Below are 16,284 nucleotides of genomic sequence, written 5' to 3' on the forward strand. Positions count from 1 at the left end.
GACCTCCACGTGCACTACGGCAAGCTCGCGGCGGTTCAGGGAGTGTCGTTGCGAGTGGAGCCGGGCGCGGTCACGCTCGTCATCGGCGTCAACGGCGCGGGAAAGTCGACGACCCTGCGGGCGATCGCCGGACTTCACCGGCCGACGCGTGGCGTGGTGACGGTGGAAGGCAAGGCGATCACCGGCCGGCCGGCGCACGACGTCGTCCGGGAGGGCGTGGTGCTCGTGCCCGAGGGCCGGCGGATCTTCGCCCCCCTCACCGTTCTCGAGAACCTCCGGATGGGCGCTTACACGGCCAAACGCGATCAGGTGGCCGAATCCATCCGGGAGATCTTCGAGCTGTTCCCCATCCTGCAGAAACGGCGCTCGACGCCGGCCGGCCTGCTCAGCGGCGGCGAACAGCAGATGCTCGCCTTCGGTCGCGCGCTTGCCGCCCGGCCGAAGTACATCCTGCTCGACGAGCCGTCCATGGGACTGGCGCCGGCCGTGTTCGACACCGTTCTCGACAGCATCGGGCGCATGGCCGCCACAGGTATCGGCATCGTGATGGTCGAGCAGAACGCCGAGGCCTGTCTCTCCCTCGCCAACGACGTCGTCATCCTCGCTCAGGGCGAGGTCGCGTTTGCGGGAGCTGCCGGGGCCTTGCAGTCGGAGCACGCGTTCCTGCGCACGTTGCTCGGCGAGTCAGCGTTCTCGGCGGCAGAGTCCGAACGAGACGGGTGAGCGCCTCGCGCCCGTCAGCGTGTCGTGCCCGCCCCCACCGGCACCGGTGGGGGCGGCAGCGCGGCGGGCGCGGCGTGCACCGAGGACCTGGAGCGGGCGTACTCCTGCTCCAGGTCCTCGAGGGCGGCGCGCAGGACGGCCAGGCGCTGTTCCATGCCCGCGTCCGGTGCCGGGGCGGTCACCTTCTCCTCCTGGTGGGCCTCCTGCAGCGCGTTGAGCACGACGCCGACGAGGAGGTTGGTCAGCAGGTACGACGCGGCGATCATGTACGACAGGTAGTACGGGATGCCCCACGCCGTCACCTCGCGGCCGGCCTGCAGCGTGTCGGTGATGCCGTCCAGCGACAGCAGCAGGAACAGGGTGAGCATCGCCTGGCCCACGGTGCCGTACTGCTCGGGGAACGCCTTGCCGAAGACCATCCAGCCGAGCATCGCGTAGCCGTAGAGCACCAGCGCCGCGATGAGCAGGAAGCTGGCAAGGCCCGGCAGGCTGCGCCGGATGCCGACCAGGATCACCCGCAGGCTCGGGAAGAGCCGGAACGCCCGCACGATGCGGGCCAGGCGCAGCAGCCGCAGCACGGTCACGTTCTCCCGCACGCCCGGCACCAGCGGCGCGAGGATGATCACGAGATCGAAGATGTTCCAGCCGTCGCGGAAGAAGCCGCCGGACTGTGGCAGGTGCGCCCCGAAGCGGATGAGCAGCTCCACCGAGAAGCAGGCGAGGAAGGCGTACTCCAGGACGTGGAACGCCGCACCCGCCGTGCCGACGACGCCGCGATACGTCTCCAGGCCGAGGACCGCGGCATTGAGCAGGATGACGGTGAAGGATGCGACGTTGAACCATGGAGCGGCCACCAATGCACGGCACACGGCCGCCATCCGGGACACCGCAGTCGGCGTGCTGTCCACGGTGCGCGAGCCTACACAGCACTCGGCCACCCGGCCGAAAGCGGGCCCGCTCGATCCTCGCCATGATCACCGCCGAGGAATGGCGCGGCGCTGTGGTCGGTTCACGCGGGGCGGGCGGCGATCCAGCCCAGGCGCTCGGCCCGGACCGTCAGGTCGGTGCGGCGCAGGATCGAGTGCGGGCCGTGCTCGTCGAGCAGCGCGTCGAGCGCCGCGATGTCCTCGGCGGCGAGGGCGTCGGCGAGGCCCTCGCGGGCCCGGCGCAGCGAGGCCACGGCGTAGCGGGCGGTCGCCTCGGGCGCCGGGGCCGGCAGGTCGGCGGCGAAGCGGCGCTCGGCGCGCACCTCGAACCCGGCCCCGGTGAGCGCGGCGGCCCAATCGGCACCCATGTGCGGCATGTCGCCGGCGCGGCGGCGGGCCATGGCCTCGTGGCACCGCTCCTCCAGGCCCGGGCGGCCGACTCCGGCGTCGGCCGGCAGGAAGCGCGGGAACGACCCCAGCTCGATCACGGCGAGCAGCCCGCCCGCGGGCAGGGCGGCGTGGATGTCGCGCAGCACCCGGCCGGGGTCGGTCATGTGGTGCATGGAGTTGGCCGCCCACACCAGGCCGGCCGCGCCGATCCCGCCCGGCCAGCCGGCGTCGAGGTCGGCGATCACGGTGCGGACCCGGCCGGCGAGCCCGCGCCGCGCGGCGTTGGCGGCGAGCCGGTCGAGCATGCCGGCGTCGCTGTCGACGGCGACGGCGCTCGCTTCGGGAAACTGGGCGAGCAGTTCCAGGGTCCCGGCGCCGGTGCCGGCGCCCAGGTCGACGATCGTGGCGGGTTCGCGGCCGGCGGCGTGCTCGCGGACCCAGCCCACGATGCCGGCGTGGTATTCGCGCAGCACCTCCGCGTCGAGGTCGAGGAGGTCGGCGAGGCCGTCGCCGTGGTTGTGGTGGCCCTGGTGGTGATGACCGTGTGGATGACCGTGGTGGTGCGCAGGCATGCGGCAACTGTAGCCACGTCTTGCCAGCATCGCATAGTATCTTGCGTATGACGCAAGACGGCGACCTCGACACGCTCGTCCGCAAGCGCATCCGCGGGCTACGCGCCGCCCTGGGCATGTCGCTCGACGACCTCGCGACCGCCTGCTACCTCAGCCCGTCGACGCTGAGCCGGATCGAGACCGGCCACCGTCGCATCAGCCTCGACCAGCTGACCGCGATCGCCCGGGCGCTGGGCACGACCCTCGACCAGCTCGTCAAGTCGGCCGACGCCGACGTGGTGATCCGCCCGCGGCACGAGCCCGAGCGCGGCGTGACCACCTGGACGCTGCGCCACGAGGCCGGCCCCGGCGGCACGACGGTGGCCAAGATGCGCATCGACCGGCCCGTCCCCGGCCCGGATCAGCTGCGCGCCCACCCCGGCTTCGAGTGGTTCACGGTCCTGTCCGGCACGGTCGCCCTGCTGCTAGGGGAACGCCTGATCCTGATCGAGACGGGCGAGGCCGCCGAGTTCTCCACGATGGTGCCGCACGCGTTCGGTGCCCACGGGGGCCCGGCCGAGATCCTCGGCATCTTCGACCACGACGGCCGCCGCACCCACCTGCGCCGCCTGCCCTGAGTCAAGCCCGGATCTCGTCCCAGGGGACGGTGGCCTCCGCCTCGGCCAGGCGGCGCATCAGGCCGGTGTCCACGCCGTAGTCGACGTCGTCGACGCGGTGCACGGCGGCGATGCCGATCGAGTTGATGATGAACGCGGCGCGGTATGACGGCAGGTCGGCCAGCAGCACCTGGGCGCGGTGCGAGCGCAGGCCTACGGCGGGCAGACGCGGGGCCAGCAGCAGCATCGCGACGCCCGGCAGGTGCGGCGCCGTCGGCCAGGTCACGCCGGCGCCGTCGAAGAAGCCGATGTTGGCGATCGCCGCCTCCTCGACCGCGCCGGTGTGGTCGAGGAGCAGAGCGCCGTCGAAGCCCTCGGCCTCGGCACGCCGGCCGTGGTAGCCCTGGCCGAAGCCGCCCACGTGCTTGATGTGGGCGGCTGGGCGCTCGTAGCGCACCGAGCGCAGCGAGACCGGGGCGGACGGCACGGGCGTCGGCGGCCGGACGGCGACCACCATCATGAGCTCGTCCGGGCGGTACACGTTGATGCGCACCGCCGCGTCCGGCACGTCGCGGATCGCGTGGGCCAGGCGGGCCCGCACCAGGCCGGTGTCCAGGTCCACGCCGAACAGCTCGCGGGTGGCGGCGGCGAGCCGGTGGAGGTGCAGCCCGAGGCCGCGGACCCGGCCGCCGCGCACCTGCATGGCGGTGAAGTGGCCGTAGTTGGCCAGGATCGGATGGTACAGCTCCTCGAGCCTGGGCTCGCGGCCGTCGATCTCGACGCGGATCGGTGCCGTGTTCACGGTCGCCAACGATAGTGCGGGCGAACCCGGCGAGGGCGAGGCGGGCGGACCCCCGGTCGCCTTGAGGTGAGCGACCGGGGGGGTCGTCGCCGCGGTCAGGCGACGGGCGGCGCCAGATACGTGACCGGCTTGCCGCAGTAGCTCGGCGGCAAGGTGACGACCGGGGTGCGGCAGACCTGGACCACCACGCTGCTGATGCCCGTCGCGGCCGAAGTGCCGCCCAGGATGAACGCAAAGCTCGTCGTGGCGTTGTCGGCCGTGCGGGACTGCCGGCCCACCTCGGCGCCACCCGCGTAGGCGACGAACGTGACGGTGCTGGAGTACCCGTCGTCGCGGCAGACGGCCGCCGGGTCGCTCGGCAGGGGCCGGTCCGCCAGCTTGCCCGAGACGGCAACGCCGGCCGCGGGCAGCGGTGAGGCGGGGCCGTACTGCCAGCCCAGCGTGCCCTCGGTGGAGCCGTACCGGCAGCTGTCGCCGGAGTCGGCGGCGAACGGCCGCGTGATGACGGCGGCGTGGGCGACGGCCGGGAACGCGAGGGCGGCGACGGCCGCGGCGGCGGCCGGGATCGCGGCGAAGCGAGCTCGTCTCAACAACGGCTCCTCTCGTCAGGGTGTACGCATACATGGGAGATCTTCTATGCATGCCCCGCTTGATCGCAAGCGTCCGCCCCGGCGCTCACCGCACCGAGAGAGGGAGACTTCCAGCGTCAGCCGGACACCGCGCCGAGGCGCCGGGCGACCGCGTCGCGGACGGCCGCCTCCGTGGGCGTGGCGACCCCCGCCGCCTCCGCCATCCGCCGCAGCGACGTCATCGTGACACCCGGGAGCCGGCAGGCGGTGAACCGCTCGTACACCCCGAGATCGGAGTCGATGTTGAGCGCGAACCCGTGGCTGGTCACGCCGCCGCGGATGCGCATCCCGATCGACACGAGCTTGTGGTGCTCCGGCGTCCACACGCCGACGAGGCTGTCGGCGCCCTTGGGGGTGTCCCGGCGTACCGTCGCGAAACCCAGGTCGGCGAGGGCCGCGATGAGGCCGAGCTCGAGCCAGCGCACGAAGTCGCCGGGTCCCCGTTCACGCAGGTTCACGACCAGATAGCCGACGAGCTGACCGGGCCCGTGGTAGGTCGCGTGCCCGCCCCGGTCGACCTCGACGGTCTGCAGCGACCCGTCGTGCGGCAGATCCTCCGGCGATGTGTGCCGGCCGTACGTGACGACCGGCGGGTGGGTGAGCAGGAACAGCCGGTCGGGCGCGGCGCCGGCCTGCCGCTCGCCGACCCAGCCGCGCATCGCCTCGATCGCCTCCGCATAGCCGACCTCGCCCAGATCCACCCGCACCGTTTCCGTCACCGTTCGATTCTGCCTCGGCGCCGAGCCCCGCCGGTCGCGCGGCCCGGCATCGAACTCGGCGGCGAGCCACACGATCGGCGGCCCCGTCACCTCGGGCCGCGGGAGGTCGCGCCCCTCGCCGTGGCCGGTGTCCGCCGCGATGTCGTACCGGTCCGGGCGCCCAGGTGCTGGTAGCGCCCTGGTTTGATGCCCGTAGCCTGGTAGGGTCGAGATCATCTTGGCATCCTCCCCTGCCCTGACGGGTGGGCAGTCCCGTGGTGGACCTCGCTGTGACACGCGGGTGGACGCCGATCCGCCCCGGCGGCGAATCGGCACTGTCCCTGCCCCTGCTCCGCTGGGGTTCCGTTTCCTCCCCGGCCTGCGGGCCGGGGTCCGCACGGAAGGAATCAGATGAGAACCTCGAACGGCCTCCGGGTGCTGGTTGGATACGACGGCTCACCCGCGGCGAGCACCGCCATCGAAGCCGGCTCGCTCCTGCTGCCCGGCGCGCACGCCATCGTCGCCCACCTGTGGACCCCGCCGTACGCGGACGCGGGCCTGCGGCGGCGGCTGTGGACCGGCTCGCGCAACCTCGACACGTTCGTGGAGGCGGTCGAGCGCGAGGGCGGCCGCGAGGCCGAACGGCTGGCCGAGGTCGGGGTCAAGCTGGCCGTGGCCGCTGGCTGGAGCGCCGAGCACCTCGCGCGGCGCACATTCGGCGGCGAGGGCGTCCAGCTCGCGCAGATCGCCGACGAGACCGGCGCCGACGTCATCCTGGTCGGATCCCGCGGCCTGCACGCCGGGCGGGCCCTGCTCGGCAGCGTGTCCGACATGGTCGTGCACTACAGCTCCCGCCCGGTCATCGTCGTGCCCCACCCGCTGCTGCTGGAGGAGTACAGCGCCCTCGCCCAGGGTCCCGCGCTGGTCGGCTGGGACGACTCGCCGCACGCGGCGCAGGCGTGGCAGCGCACCCGCGAACTGTTCGCCGGCCGTCCGGCGATCGCCGCGACGGTCGGCCCCGACGGCGTGGCGACGGTCGTGCCGGACACACCCGACGCGGCGGGCGCGCCGCCGGCCGCGGAGCCGCAGGAGCACGGCCGCCACATCCGCGCGCGCACCGTGGCCGAGTCGCTCGGGGCGTGCGGCCGCACGAACGGGGCCGCCGTCCTCGTCGTCGGCTCCCGCGGCCGCTCGGCGACCCGCGAGATCCTGCTCGGCAGCGTGGCCAAGGCGACGCTGCACCGCGGCCACCGCCCCGTGATGGTGGTCCCCCAGAGCTGAGCGGCCGCCCTGAGCGACCGGCGTGACCGACGCGCCGGTCGGCGGCTCGGCGCCCTGCCGTCGGCCACCCGGCCGGTCCGTGGCGGCCGGGTACATTTGCAGCCCAGCGGGGGCGGCTCCCGGCCGCAGGTGCCCGCGAGCGCTGTGGTTGCCGCCGACGAAGTGCTGAGGAGCCGTGACACAGATCAGATCACCGCGCGGGCGCGGACCGCGGGCCCTGCTCCGCGAGGCTCGCTCGCTGCCGACGGTGTTGCTGCTGGCGTTCTGCCTGTTCGCCGGCATTCCCGCCGCCATCGGGCTGACCCCGGCCCAGGACCTGACGATCGCCGGCCAGGACCTGTCGGTGGGCGCGCGCGTCCCCAGCCTCTCGGTCTCCGGGCCGGCCCGGCTGGTGCAGATCGGCAACACGCGGCTCGACATCGCGCCGCTGGAGGTCTACGGGCCGCTGCGGCCGCAGGTGACGCTCGGGCCGATCCAGCGCAACGAGGCGGCCGCCGCCGCGGTCGACCCCGCGTCGGCCTCCCACACCCGCGGGACGGCGGTGTCCGCGCTCGGCACCGGTTTCCTGCGGTGGTACGGCTGGGCGACGCTCGGCCTGCTCGCCATCACCCTCGGCGCGACCGCGGTCGCCGCCTACATCCGCATCCTGGCCGTCCTGCGCCGGCAGAGCCGGGCGGTGCACCGGCAGGTCACGGTCGCGGAGGTGTGGCAGCGCGGCGCGGGGCAGTTCCGCCGGATGGCGTTCCTCGCCGTCGCGGTCACCATGCTGGGCTGGGCCGGCGCCGGGACGCTGGCGTACGCCGGCACGGTGCAGGGCCTGCAGGGCGTGCGGTCGCTGTCCGACCTCGTCGGCGCCGACCGCCTGCCGCCGCTGGCGGTGGGCCCGAAGGTCACCGGCTACACCGGCGCGGTGATCGGGGACTCGCGCGCGGCCCGGCTCGGCGGCGCCCCACCTTCCGGCGCCACAGAGGACGACACCGCCTGCGGCCGCAGCGCCGACTCCCTCGCCACGGAGCTTGGCAACCTTCGCGGCCAGCGGGTGCTCAACCTGGCCTGCTCCGGCGCCTCCATCCCGCGCGGCCTGCTCGGCCCGCAGGTCCAGGGCGGCCGCACCCTGCCCGCCCAGGTGGGGGTGCTGCAACAGGTGCAGGGGCTGAAGTACGTCGCGGTCGTGATCGGCCCGAACGACCTGTACTGGAGCGACTTCCTGCGGTACTGCTACGCCGTGTCCGACTGCCAGGACAAGTTCACCCAGGGCGAGTTCGACTACCGGCTGGCCGACTTCGACCGGGACTACGGCGACCTGCTGCACAGCCTCAACGACCTGCCCGGCCGCCCGCAGGTCATCGTCGTGACCTCCTACGACGTGTTCAACCCGGACGCGGCCTGCGCCGACGCGCGGGGCCCGGCCGGCGTCGCCGGGCTCAACCCGGACAACATCACCCTGCTGGCCAGCCGCAACAAGGGGCTCAACGAGGTGCTCAGCAGCGGGGCGCGCAAGTACGGGTTCAGCGTCGCCACCCCGCGGCTGGCCCCGCTGTGCACGGACGGCGGCGACCGGCTGGGCGCCGACCTGCAGGGGCTGCAGGGCACCGACCCCTTCCACCCGACCGGCATCGGATCGATCCGGATGGCCTCGGCGGTGGCTCAGGTCATCCGGCCGGACGCCCACGCCTGAGGTGGGTCCGGGTCAGTGGCGGTGGCGCTCGTAGCGGTCGTCGTCGGAGAAGGCCTTGGCCAGCAGCGCGGCGATCGCCACACCCACCACCGCGATGCCGACCTGCACGCCGATGACGAGCCAGTCGTACTCGTGGCCGCGCACGAGCAGGTGCTTGTCGCTGTGCAGGTCCCAGCGGTCCGCGGCCCAGGTGCCGGCCACGGCGGCGCCCATCCCGATGAGGACCGTGAGGATCAGCCCGATCGGCTGGCGGCCGGGTAGCAGGATCCGCGCCACGATCCCGATGACGGCGCCGAACACGATGGCGGCCACGTAGTCCTGGATGTGCACGGATTGCCTCCTCCTGCCGGGGGGTGTCTCACCGTGCATTGTTCCGCGCCCGCGCAACCGTGAAACGTGAGCGGAGCGTGCGACGGTGGCGAAGACGGGGGTGGGTGTGCCACCGGCGCGATGGGTCGGGCGCCCGGCTGGGCATGCGCGCGTACGGTGCGAGGTATCAGGCGATGCGAAGGGATGTCCCGTGATGCAGCAGCGCAGCTTCGACGTCGTGGTGGTCGGTGCCGGGCCCGGAGGCGAGGTCGCGGCCGGGCGGCTCGCCGAGGCCGGCCTCGCCGTGGCGATCGTGGAGGACCGCAAGGTCGGCGGCGAATGCTCGTTCTGGGCGTGCGTACCGTCGAAGGCACTGCTGCGCCCCGGCGAGCTGCTGGCCGAGGCGCGCCGGGTCCCGGGCGTGGTGGAGACGGTCACCGGGCCGCTGGACACGGCGGCGGTGCTGCGCCGCCGCGACGAGCTGATCAACGGGCTCGACGACAGCGGGCAGCTGCCGTGGCTGCGCGAGCGCGGCATCGCCCTGTTCCGCGGGCACGGCCGGCTGGACGGTGAACGCCGGGTGGTGGTCGGCGACGACGTGCTCGAGGCGCGGCGGGCCGTCATCCTCGCCGGCGGCACGTCGCCCGCGATGCCGCCGATCTCGGGGCTCGCCGAGGCCTCGCCCTGGACCAACCGGGAGGCCACCACCGCGCGGACGCTGCCCGGGCGGCTGGTCGTGCTCGGCGGCGGGGCGGTCGGGGTGGAGATGAGCCAGGCGTACGTCTCCCTCGGCACCAAGGTGACGCTCATCGAGGGCGAGCGGCGGCTGTTGCCGCGGGAGGAGGAGTTCGCCTGCGCGCAGGTGACCGAGTCCCTCGCGGAGCAGGGTGTGGACATCCGCACCGCGCAGACCGCGACCTCGGTGCACCGCGACGGCGACGCCGTGCTCGTCACGCTCGGCGACGGCGAGACCGTGGCCGGCGACGAGCTGCTGGTGGCGACCGGGCGGGTGGCGGACACCGGGGAGCTGGGGCTGGAGACGGTGGGGCTCTCCCCCGGCGGGTACATCAAGGTCGACGAGCACACCCGCGTCCCCGGCAAGGACTGGCTGTACGTAGTCGGCGACCTCAACGGCCGGGCACTGTTCACGCACATGGCGAAGTACCAGGCGGCGATCGCCTCCGGGCACATCCTCGGCCGGCCGATGGCGGCGACGCACCTCGCCGACGGCACCGGTGCCCCGCGGGTGATCTTCACCGATCCGCAGGTGGCGGCGGTCGGGCACACCACGGTCACGGCCGCGGCCGCCGGGCTGAAGGTGCGGGTCGTGGACCTGCCGACCTCCGGCAACGCGGGCGGCTCGTACTACGGCCGCGGCGCCCGTGGCACGAGCCGGTTCCTGATCGACGAGGTGCGCCAGGTGCTCGTCGGGGCCACCGTCACCGGCTCGGAGGTCGCCGACTTCCTGCAGGCGGCGACGATCGCGGTGGTGGGCGAGGTGCCGCTGGGGCGCCTGCGGCACGCGATCCCGGCGTTCCCGACGCGCAGCGAGATCTGGCTCTACCTCTTCAACGAGCTGGGCCTGTGAGCAACGGGGCCAGCTCCTCCAGTTGCCCCAGCGCGTCCTTGACATCGGCGCCCAGGGGCTGGATCAGGACGTGGTCCGCGCCCGCCTCGCGGTGGGCGTGCAGCCGCCGCACGATCTGCGCGGGCTCGCCCCACGCCACGATCGAGTCCACCAGGTGGTCGCTGCCGGCGCCGGCCACGTCCTCGTCGGTGAAGCCGAGCCGCTTGAGGTTGTTCACGTAGTTGGGCAGGGCCAGGTAGCCGGCGGTGTGCCGTCTGGCGGTCTCGCGGGCCACGGTGGGGTTCGTTTCCACGACGACCGCCTGCTCCGGGATGAGCAGCCGGTCGGGGCCGAGCACGGCGCGGGCCTGCGCCGTGTGCTCGGGCGGCACGAAGTACGTGTGCGCGCCGTCGGTGCGGTCCCGGGCCAGCTCCAGCATCCGCGGGCGCAGCGCGGCCAGGACCCGCGGCGCCGTCGCGGGCGGTGCGTCCGGCGTGCCGTCCATGTCGTCGAGGTACTCGCGCATGCGCTCCAGCGGCCGCTGGTAGGTCTGCCCGGTGCGGTCCACCAGCGGGGCGTGGCTCACGCCGAGGCCCAGGACGAACCGGCCCGGCCACGCGTCGGCGAGCGCGGCCGCGGCGGCCCGGGCGGTCGCCGGGTGCCGGGCCCAGATGTTGGCGATCCCGGCGCCGGCCACGATCCGGGACGTGGCGCCCAGCCACACCGCCTCCTGCACGAAGATGTCGTTGCGGCCGACTCCCTCGCCCTGCCACAGGGAGCCGTAGCCCAACTGCTCGATCCGGGCCGCCGCCGCGCGCTGGCTCGCGGCCGGCTCGCGCGACAGGGCGCCGAGCCACACGCCGGTCGGGCCGAGAGCCTGCCGGGCATCGGTCACGGTCTGCGATTCAGCCATGGTCCTCCCCTTCCCGTCGAAGGCCGGATCATTCCGATGTGGACACTTCCGGTCGGCTTCGATCCGCACCGTGTACCTACCGTCGGCGAGCCCACCGCGGCTCAGCGCTCGGTCTGCACGGTCAATGTAACCGGCCCGACCCGGATCGTGTCGCCCGCCGACACCTGGACGGCCGCGCGCACCGGGCGGTCGTTCACCGTCGTGCCGTTCGTCGAGCCGAGGTCGGTGACGGTCAGGGCCCGCCCGTCGTACTGCAGGCGAGCGTGCCGCCGCGAGACCCCCTCGTCGCGCAGGCGCAGGTCCGCCTGGCGGCCGCGGCCGATCACGGTGGCGCCGGCCTGCAGCGTGTACCGCCAGCCGTCCCCGACGAGCAGCCCGATGCCCCGCCCGGCCTCGTCGCCGCGGCGGGTCCGGGCCTTGCGCACGTCGGCGACGACCCGGAACTGCCCCGCCGGCATGTCCTCGTCGGGCCGCAGGTCGACGAGGACCTCGTCGGCGACGCCCCAGCCCTGCGCGGCCAGCCACTCGGCCTGAGAGCTGGCCAGCGCCGGCGCGTATGAGCTCAGGTGCTGGTGGTCTGCCGGAGCGACGAGCACGAGGTAGCTGTTGGGAGCCAGGGTCTGCTCGCCGACCTCGGCCTCGCGCTGCATGGCGCGCAGGATCGTCAGCCGGTGCGGCAGACTCATGCGCGCGAGTCTAACGGGGCGGGTGCACGGCGACGGGCGGGCGAAGCGTCGTTTGGTGCTGCGGTGACCGGGTAGGCGAGCCGAGGTGGATATCTTGCGCCGCCCCGCTCGGCGCCGGCAGGGCGAGGTCAGCGTGGAGGGCGTCGCCCTGGGCGCCGTGCACGAGTTCGTGGCCGGACGGCTCGACGACGCGGGCCAGGCGGCGCTCGCCGATCAGATCGCGGCGCTGATCGGGCAGCCCAAGCCGCCGTCGACCCCGATCGCGTCCGCGCTGCGGCGGGTCATGCAGCACGTGGGCGGCGACGAGGAGCTGCTGGCCTGGCTGGACCGGTTCCCGGGCCGCCCGCAGCTGATCGCCCGCGTCCTCGGGCTGGTCGCGCTGCTGGACCGCTTCGGCGACCGGCTGGCCGTGGTCTCGGTGCTGCGGGAGCTGCGGGAGCGCGCGCCGTATCCCAAGGACCTCGCCGGCCACCTGCCCGCCGTCACCGATGAGGAGACCCTGCCGGGACTCAGCGGCGAGATCAAGATGCTGCTGGGCGAGGACGATCTCGCCGACGCCGGCCGGGTCGCGCTGGCCGGCGCGACCTTGCTCACGAAGATCGCGCCGCGGGTCGCGGACGTTCCCGGCGTGGAGGGGCTGGGCTCACCGGCCGAGCGGTCGCGGCAGGGACTCGAGGAGGCGCTGAGGGCGCTCGAAGAGGTGCGGTAGGCCGACGGGCGTACCGCTTGCCAGGCGCCCGCACACGCACAGAGGGGAGAGCACGGCCATGACGGCGAACAAGCATTGGACGGTCGACATCGTCATCGGCGAGCACGACGGCCAGACCCACGCGGAGGCGCGCCTGAGCGCCGAGGAGGACGCGCTCATCACGGGCGCCGGGGACGCGCACCTGCACCCGGCGGACGACAACATCCCGGAGATCGGCGACGAGCTCGCCGCAGCCCGGGCCCTGTCCGACCTCGGCCACCAGCTCCTGCTGACGGCCGCCGCCGACATCCAGGCGGTCACGGATGAGCCGGTCCGGCTGGCCGGCTGACGGCCGCCACGACCACTCCCCCGCCTCCGGGCGCGGCGTGACGCCGCGCAGGACCAATACGCTCAGTCAAGCCACCGCACCGAGTCGGTGACGGTCCGCCACGGGGCGAGGTTGTCGGAGCCGTACGGGCCCGCGAGCGTGACGATGAGCAGCCGCCGGTCGTGCCAGAACTCGTACCGCTCGACGTCGTCGTTGACGATCTTGCCGGTGACCGGGTCGGCGGGGGCGTCAGCGCGGTAGGTGACCAGCAGGGCCGTGCCACCACGGCGCGGCACGGTCGACACCGAGCCGGCGGCGAAGCCGGGCGTCGCACCGGCCAGGGCGGCCAGCGCGGCGGTCCCGTCGGCGGTCGTCGGCGCGGCGAGGCTGCTGCCGAGGGTCACGGTGATGGTGTTGAGCTTGTCGGTGAACGTGGCGGTGTCGGCGGTCTCTGTGCGCGTCCAGCCCTCGGGGACCTCGATGGCGTACTGCTGCCCGGCCGGCCGGTATTCGACGAACCCCTTGTCGCCGGGGATGCCGCCGGTGCCGCCGGTGTCAGCGCTGGTCCCGCCGCAGCCGGCGAGCCCGACGAGCGCGGCGACGCCGGCCACGGCGAGGATGGAGGCGTTGTCCATAAACCGGGACCCTAGGGGCAAAACACTGAAGGAACCCTGAACGTCCCTCACCGCCGCCCTCGCCGGATTCCTCGCGACGTGGCCCGGGGGCCTGGCTCCCGATCCTGTGACCGGCCGGTTACTCGGGCATGCGCAGGCGCAGCAGGGCGCCGCCGGAAGGGGCGTCCTGCACCGTCAGGGTGCCGCCGTGGGCGGTCACGATGTCGCGGGCGATCGCCAGGCCCAGGCCGGTGCCGCCTGCGGTGCGGGAGCGGTCGTCGTCGAGGCGGACGAACCGGTCGAAGATGCGCTGCCACTGCTGCGCCGGGACACCCGGGCCGTCGTCGGCGACGGTCAGCTCGGCGGTACCCCCGTCCGAGCGCAGCGTCAGCTCGACCGACTGCTTCGCGTGCCGGGCCGCGTTGTCCAGCAGGTTGCGCAGGACCCGCTGCAGGCGGTGCGCGTCGCCGCTGACCCGCACCGGCGCGACACGCGCGGTGACGCGCAGGTCCGGGCGCTCGGCGACGAGGCGGTCACGCTCGGCGTACACCAGGTCGTCGAGGTCCACGTCCTCGGCGCGCAACTGCAGTCCCTTCTCGTCGACCCGGGCGAGCAGCAGCAGATCGGAGATGAGGCGGGCCATGCGCTCGCTCTCGCGGTGCATGCGGGTCACGTGCGCGCCGGCCGCGGGCGGCAGGTCGGCGGCGGCGAGCAGGTCGAGGCCGGCGTGGATGGTGGACAGCGGGCTGCGCAGTTCGTGCGAGGCGTCGGCGACGAACCGGTGCTGCGCGGCGGTGGCGGCCTCGATCCGGTCGAGCATCGTGTTCATCGTGGTGGCCAGCGCCGCGATCTCGTCGCCGGTCTGCGCTACCGGCAGCCGGTTGTGCAGGCTGCGGCCCGTGATGGTCTCGGCCTGGCGGCGCATCGCGTCGACCGGGCGCAGCGACCGCCCGACGAACAGGAACGTGGCCACGCCGACGGTGAGCGTGAGCAGCGGCAGGCCGACGGCCAGGGCGCCGACCGCCGCCTCGGTGCCGTCGTCGATCTCGTCGATGGACTGCCCGACCAGGATGGTGCGCGGCCCGGCGGCGGTGGTCACGCCGAGGGCGGTGATGCGGAAGTACTGGTTGTGCGCCACGCTCAGCCGCCGCTGCTCCTGCTCGGTCGCGTTGGCCGGGGGCCGCAGCGCCGAGATCGGCCCGACGCCGGAGATCGCGGCCGAGGCGGCCACCACCCGCCCGGTCGCGTCGACGACCTGCGCGATGGTGCGGTCGCGCGGCGACGGGCTCAGCACGGCCAGCAGCGTCACGCGGTCGCCGTCGTCCAGCGCCCCGGCGATCTGCGCGGCGCGGTCGCTGGTGTTCTGGTCGACGTTGCCGGTGAGGATGAACCGTGCCGCGACGACGAAGGTGACCCCGGTGAGCACGGAGGCGACCGCGACCACGGCCGAGGCGGCCAGGGCGGAGCGCATCCGCACCCCGAGCCGGTTCCGGATCCGCTCCACGACACCTCGCATGCCCCGACGCTAGTGGTACGGACCTGAAGAGGTCCTGAGCACCGCCCGCTCCCTGTGCGGCCCGTCGCGGGGCCGTGAGCGAACTATGGCCGCCACGGCCCCCGGCGGGCCATCGGGGAGGCCCCTGAACGTCCCCCGAAGTCAGGCGGCCGTGACCAGGTCTTCAAGCTGCTCTCAGGATCGGCGCGCCAGGATTGCGCTCCATGCACCCGATGCACCTTCTGACCTATCCCGAGGCGATCGTCGTCGGGCTACTGCAAGGCGTGACCGAGCTGTTCCCGGTGTCCAGCCTGGGCCACAGCGTCCTGCTCCCGGCGCTGATCGGCGGCCGGTGGGCCCGCGACCTGAACGTCTCGGCCCCCGAGTCGCCGTACCTCGCCTTCGTCGTCGGCCTGCACGTGGCCACGGCCCTGGCCCTGCTGTTGTTCTTCTGGCGCGACTGGGTTCGCATCCTCGGTGGGTTCTTCTCCTCGATCCGGTACCGCCGGGTCGCCACCCCCGAGGAGCGCCTCGCCTGGATGATCATCGTGGCGACCATCCCGGTCGGCATCACCGGCCTGCTGCTCGAGCACACCTTCCGCGCGGTCCTGGGCCGCCCCGCTCCCGCGGCCGTGTTCCTGACCCTCAACGGCCTGGTCCTGCTGGGCGCCGAGCGCCTGCGCCGCCGTGCGGAGCGCGAGGCGGCGGCCGCGGTGGTGCTCGCCCCCGCGATGGCCGAGGTCACCACGGGCGGCGGGCACCGCAGCCCCGCCGCCGCCGTGACCGCGCCGGACCGCACCACCGGCGACCCGGACGAGCGCCTGGCGTCCGGCACCTTCTGGCGGGCCGTGCAGATCGGGTCGGCCCAGATCCTGGCCCTGCTGCCGGGCATCAGCCGCTCGGGCGCGACGATGGGCGCCGGCCTGCTCAAGGGCCTCTCCCACGAGGACGCGGCCCGGTTCTCGTTCCTGCTGGCCACGCCGGTCATCCTGGCCGCTGGCGTGCTCAAGCTGCCCGACCTGTTCGGCCCGCTGGGCGACGGGATCCACGGCCAGGTGCTGGCCGGCAGCGTGGCCTCCTTCATCGCGGCGTACCTGGCGGTGCGGTTCCTGACGAAGTACTTCGAGCACCGCACCCTGAAGCCGTTCGCGATCTATTGCATCGCCGCCGGCCTGGCGAGCCTCGCCTGGCTCGCGCTGCGCTGACCGTTGCCCTCGATGATGCCGGGCTTGTTGCAACCTATTGGCAAGAGCAGGTACGTTGCAGTGGTGAGATCACGGGACACCGGCCATCGGAGTTCGCGGTCTCACTCGCGGACGTCCCGCCGGTGGCGGGACGCACGGGGCCGGGCGGCGCTCGATGCGATGGTCCTCAGCCCGACCGGGCGCC

At 73.8% G+C, this 16,284-nt stretch carries 18 protein-coding genes; 8 read left to right on the forward strand and 10 right to left on the reverse strand.

The window, feature by feature from the left end; genetic code table 11:
* Nucleotides 1-9 precede the first annotated feature (9 nt).
* The gene (locus tag AB0367_RS20110) at nucleotides 10-723 is read left to right on the forward strand and encodes an ABC transporter ATP-binding protein (protein WP_366227866.1); all 714 of its coding nucleotides are present in this window, start codon (nucleotides 10-12) and stop codon (nucleotides 721-723) included.
* A 14-nt stretch (nucleotides 724-737) separates the two neighbouring features.
* On the opposite strand, the gene AB0367_RS20115 is transcribed toward AB0367_RS20110, so the two are convergent.
* Together AB0367_RS20115 and AB0367_RS20120 are read right to left on the reverse strand one after the other, a co-directional pair.
* Nucleotides 738-1,577, reverse strand: coding sequence for an ion transporter (locus tag AB0367_RS20115; protein WP_366227867.1), 840 nt, complete (start codon nucleotides 1,575-1,577; stop codon nucleotides 738-740).
* A gap of 155 nt (nucleotides 1,578-1,732) precedes the next feature.
* Entirely contained in the window at nucleotides 1,733-2,611 is an 879-nt protein-coding gene (locus tag AB0367_RS20120; RefSeq protein WP_366227868.1) for a class I SAM-dependent methyltransferase, read from the reverse strand.
* A gap of 47 nt (nucleotides 2,612-2,658) precedes the next feature.
* Between AB0367_RS20120 and AB0367_RS20125 the strand changes: the two genes are divergently transcribed.
* Nucleotides 2,659-3,228, forward strand: coding sequence for an XRE family transcriptional regulator (locus AB0367_RS20125; protein ID WP_366227869.1), 570 nt, complete (start codon nucleotides 2,659-2,661; stop codon nucleotides 3,226-3,228).
* A gap of 1 nt (nucleotide 3,229) precedes the next feature.
* Here the strand turns inward: AB0367_RS20125 and AB0367_RS20130 are convergent, their stop codons facing one another.
* The 3 genes from AB0367_RS20130 to lipB all read right to left on the reverse strand — a co-directional run bounded on the left by AB0367_RS20130 (nucleotide 3,230) and on the right by lipB (nucleotide 5,573).
* Nucleotides 3,230-4,009: an aminotransferase class IV gene (locus AB0367_RS20130; protein WP_366227870.1), complete on the reverse strand. Its 780-nt coding sequence runs from the start codon at nucleotides 4,007-4,009 to the stop codon at nucleotides 3,230-3,232.
* 95 nt (nucleotides 4,010-4,104) lie between these two features.
* Nucleotides 4,105-4,599 carry a hypothetical protein gene (locus AB0367_RS20135; protein WP_366227871.1) on the reverse strand — a complete coding sequence of 165 codons (495 nt, stop codon included), beginning with the start codon at nucleotides 4,597-4,599 and terminating at the stop codon, nucleotides 4,105-4,107.
* A 116-nt stretch (nucleotides 4,600-4,715) separates the two neighbouring features.
* Complete coding sequence (gene lipB, locus AB0367_RS20140; RefSeq protein WP_366227872.1) at nucleotides 4,716-5,573, reverse strand: lipoyl(octanoyl) transferase LipB; 858 nt, start codon at nucleotides 5,571-5,573, stop codon at nucleotides 4,716-4,718.
* 174 nt (nucleotides 5,574-5,747) lie between these two features.
* Between lipB and AB0367_RS20145 the strand changes: the two genes are divergently transcribed.
* Together AB0367_RS20145 and AB0367_RS20150 are read left to right on the forward strand one after the other, a co-directional pair.
* Nucleotides 5,748-6,617 carry a universal stress protein gene (locus AB0367_RS20145; RefSeq protein ID WP_366227873.1) on the forward strand — a complete coding sequence of 290 codons (870 nt, stop codon included), beginning with the start codon at nucleotides 5,748-5,750 and terminating at the stop codon, nucleotides 6,615-6,617.
* 175 nt (nucleotides 6,618-6,792) lie between these two features.
* Complete coding sequence (locus AB0367_RS20150; protein WP_366227874.1) at nucleotides 6,793-8,295, forward strand: hypothetical protein; 1,503 nt, start codon at nucleotides 6,793-6,795, stop codon at nucleotides 8,293-8,295.
* 12 nt (nucleotides 8,296-8,307) lie between these two features.
* Here AB0367_RS20150 and AB0367_RS20155 read toward each other — a convergent pair whose 3' ends face one another.
* Nucleotides 8,308-8,625: a GlsB/YeaQ/YmgE family stress response membrane protein gene (locus AB0367_RS20155; RefSeq protein ID WP_366227875.1), complete on the reverse strand. Its 318-nt coding sequence runs from the start codon at nucleotides 8,623-8,625 to the stop codon at nucleotides 8,308-8,310.
* 193 nt (nucleotides 8,626-8,818) lie between these two features.
* Between AB0367_RS20155 and AB0367_RS20160 the strand changes: the two genes are divergently transcribed.
* On the forward strand, nucleotides 8,819-10,192 hold the full coding sequence (locus AB0367_RS20160) for an NAD(P)/FAD-dependent oxidoreductase (RefSeq protein ID WP_366227976.1): 1,374 nt from the start codon (nucleotides 8,819-8,821) through the stop codon (nucleotides 10,190-10,192).
* Here the strand turns inward: AB0367_RS20160 and AB0367_RS20165 are convergent.
* Nucleotides 10,173-11,084: a TIGR03620 family F420-dependent LLM class oxidoreductase gene (locus AB0367_RS20165; protein WP_366227877.1), complete on the reverse strand. Its 912-nt coding sequence runs from the start codon at nucleotides 11,082-11,084 to the stop codon at nucleotides 10,173-10,175. The two genes, AB0367_RS20160 and AB0367_RS20165, sit on opposite strands and share 20 nt — an antisense overlap.
* A 101-nt stretch (nucleotides 11,085-11,185) precedes the next feature.
* Nucleotides 11,186-11,770, reverse strand: a complete 585-nt coding sequence (locus AB0367_RS20170) for an FhaA domain-containing protein (protein WP_366227878.1) — start codon at nucleotides 11,768-11,770, stop codon at nucleotides 11,186-11,188.
* A gap of 94 nt (nucleotides 11,771-11,864) precedes the next feature.
* Between AB0367_RS20170 and AB0367_RS20175 the strand changes: the two genes are divergently transcribed.
* Together AB0367_RS20175 and AB0367_RS20180 are read left to right on the forward strand one after the other, a co-directional pair.
* Nucleotides 11,865-12,479, forward strand: a complete 615-nt coding sequence (locus tag AB0367_RS20175; RefSeq protein ID WP_366227879.1) for a hypothetical protein — start codon at nucleotides 11,865-11,867, stop codon at nucleotides 12,477-12,479.
* Between the two features lie 58 nt (nucleotides 12,480-12,537).
* Nucleotides 12,538-12,807 carry a DUF1876 domain-containing protein gene (locus AB0367_RS20180; protein WP_366227880.1) on the forward strand — a complete coding sequence of 90 codons (270 nt, stop codon included), beginning with the start codon at nucleotides 12,538-12,540 and terminating at the stop codon, nucleotides 12,805-12,807.
* A 62-nt stretch (nucleotides 12,808-12,869) separates the two neighbouring features.
* Here AB0367_RS20180 and AB0367_RS20185 read toward each other — a convergent pair whose 3' ends face one another.
* Together AB0367_RS20185 and AB0367_RS20190 are read right to left on the reverse strand one after the other, a co-directional pair.
* On the reverse strand, nucleotides 12,870-13,421 hold the full coding sequence (locus tag AB0367_RS20185; RefSeq protein WP_366227881.1) for a hypothetical protein: 552 nt from the start codon (nucleotides 13,419-13,421) through the stop codon (nucleotides 12,870-12,872).
* A gap of 118 nt (nucleotides 13,422-13,539) precedes the next feature.
* Entirely contained in the window at nucleotides 13,540-14,916 is a 1,377-nt protein-coding gene (locus AB0367_RS20190) for a HAMP domain-containing sensor histidine kinase (RefSeq protein ID WP_366227882.1), read from the reverse strand.
* Nucleotides 14,917-15,128: 212 nt separating this feature from the next.
* On the opposite strand from AB0367_RS20190, the gene AB0367_RS20195 reads away from it, so the two are divergent.
* On the forward strand, nucleotides 15,129-16,100 hold the full coding sequence (locus AB0367_RS20195) for an undecaprenyl-diphosphate phosphatase (protein ID WP_366227883.1): 972 nt from the start codon (nucleotides 15,129-15,131) through the stop codon (nucleotides 16,098-16,100).
* Nucleotides 16,101-16,284 lie beyond the last annotated feature (184 nt).

This window comes from Dactylosporangium sp. NPDC051484, assembly GCF_040689395.1.
Taxonomy (GTDB): Bacteria; Actinomycetota; Actinomycetes; order Mycobacteriales; family Micromonosporaceae; genus Dactylosporangium.